Annotated in this window: 1 protein-coding gene and 1 pseudogene; both read left to right on the top strand. The window is 76.9% G+C overall.

Annotation, left to right across the window (positions count from 1 at the left end; all coding sequences use genetic code 11):
* A pseudogene (locus N869_RS18095) lies at positions 1 to 253 on the top strand (DNA polymerase Y family protein); the annotation flags it as partial.
* Positions 246 to 1,005: PHP domain-containing protein (locus tag N869_RS15415; RefSeq protein ID WP_035063138.1), on the top strand; the 760-nt coding region annotated here is incomplete at its 3' end. The pseudogene N869_RS18095 and the gene N869_RS15415, both read left to right, overlap by 8 nt.

Here is a 1,005-nt window from a genome sequence, read left to right as displayed (position 1 = left end):
CGACGACACCCCCGTCCAGGTCGACGCCCGGCTGCACGTCCACCCCGAGCCTGCGGTCCTGCGCTGGACCGCACCCGACGGCCCCCGCGAGGCCGCGGTCACCGGGTGGGCCGGCCCGTGGCCGCTGGTCCAACGCTGGTGGGGCCCGGGCGCGGACCGGGCCGTGTACCTGCAGGTGGGTCTGCGGGGCGGGGACGCACTGCTCATGGTCCTGCGCGAGGGCCGGTGGTCGGTCGAGGCCCGCTATGACTGACACCCCCTACGCCGAGCTCCACGCCCACTCGGCGTTCAGCTTCCTGGACGGGGCCAGCCAACCCGAGGAGCTCGTCGCCGAGGCCACCCGGCTGGGCCTGTCGGCGCTCGCGCTCACCGACCACGACGGCCTGTACGGGGTGGTGCGGTTCGCGCAGGCCGCCCGCCAGGCCCACCTGCCGACGGTCTTCGGCGCCGAGCTGCACCTGCCCACCGCCGGTGGGGACCTGGACGCCCCCACCGGGACGCCCGACCCCCGGTCCCAGCACCTGCTGGTCCTGGCCCGCGGCCCCCAGGGGTACCGGGCCTTGTCCAGGGCCGTCGCCCAGGGGCACCTGGCGACCGGTACCAAGGGCGCGGCCCGGTACCGGCTGGAGGACCTGGCCGCAGCGGCCGACGGCCAGTGGCTCGTCCTCACCGGCTGCCGCAAGGGCCCCGTCCGGCAGGCCCTCGGCGGCCCCTGGGACGGCGCACCCCTGGACGTGGACGCAGCCGCCCACGAGCTGGACCGGTTGGTGGCCCTGTTCGGGGCCGACAACGTCGCGGTCGAGATCACCGACACGGGCGACCCGTGGGACGAGGACCGCAACGACGTCCTGGTCGACCTGGCACGCAGGACCCGCGGCCGTGCCGGCAGCGACCTGCCGGTGGTCGCGACCGGCAACGTCCACTACGCCCGCCCCGCCGACGCCGACCTCGCCGCGGCCCTCGCCGCGGTCCGGGCCCGGTCCAGCCTGGACGAGCTCGACGGGT

It is taken from the genome of Cellulomonas bogoriensis 69B4 = DSM 16987 (assembly GCF_000767165.1).
In the GTDB taxonomy this organism is placed as follows: domain Bacteria; phylum Actinomycetota; class Actinomycetes; order Actinomycetales; family Cellulomonadaceae; genus Actinotalea; species Actinotalea bogoriensis.
Note: the sequence above shows the minus strand (reverse complement) of the source record. Positions and strands in the feature narration are given on the sequence as shown.